Consider the following 740-nt stretch of genomic DNA (forward strand, 5'->3'; position numbering starts at 1 on the left):
AGCGGGTCGCCACGTTTGATCGACAGGACTTTTTTCATCACGACTTTCATGAAGTCGTCGTAGATCGACTCTTGCACCAGGGCGCGGGACGGGCAGGTGCAGACTTCGCCTTGGTTGAAGAACGCCAGCACCAAGCCTTCGGCGGCTTTCTCGATGAAGGACGGTTCGGCTTGCATGATGTCTTCGAAGAAGATGTTCGGCGACTTGCCACCCAGCTCCACGGTGGACGGAATGATGTTTTCGGCGGCACATTTCATAATGTGCGAGCCGACCGGGGTCGAGCCGGTAAAGGCGATTTTGGCGATGCGTTTGCTGGTGGCCAGCGCTTCGCCGGCTTCTTTGCCGAAGCCTTGCACGATGTTCAACACGCCCGGTGGCAGCAGGTCGCCGATCAGCTCCATCAGCACGGTAATGCCCAGCGGAGTCTGCTCGGCAGGCTTGAGCACCACGCAGTTACCGGCGGCCAGGGCCGGGGCAAGTTTCCAGGCGGCCATCAGGATCGGGAAGTTCCACGGGATGATTTGCCCGACCACGCCCAGCGGTTCGTGGATGTGATACGCCACGGTGTTGCCGTCGATCTCGGCGGCGCTGCCTTCCTGCGCGCGGATGCAACCGGCGAAGTAGCGGAAGTGGTCGGCAGCCAGCGGGATGTCGGCGTTGAGGGTTTCGCGAACGGCTTTGCCGTTGTCCCAGGATTCGGTGATTGCCAGCAGTTCCAGGTTCTGCTCGATGCGGTCGGC

At 61.2% G+C, this 740-nt stretch carries 1 protein-coding gene; it reads right to left on the reverse strand.

Annotation, left to right across the window (positions count from 1 at the left end; genetic code table 11):
- Nucleotides 1-740 (reverse strand): aldehyde dehydrogenase family protein (locus tag ACWKV5_RS29620; RefSeq protein WP_483844150.1); only part of this gene is annotated, 740 nt, incomplete at both ends.

This window comes from Pseudomonas oplopanacis (assembly GCF_057128725.1).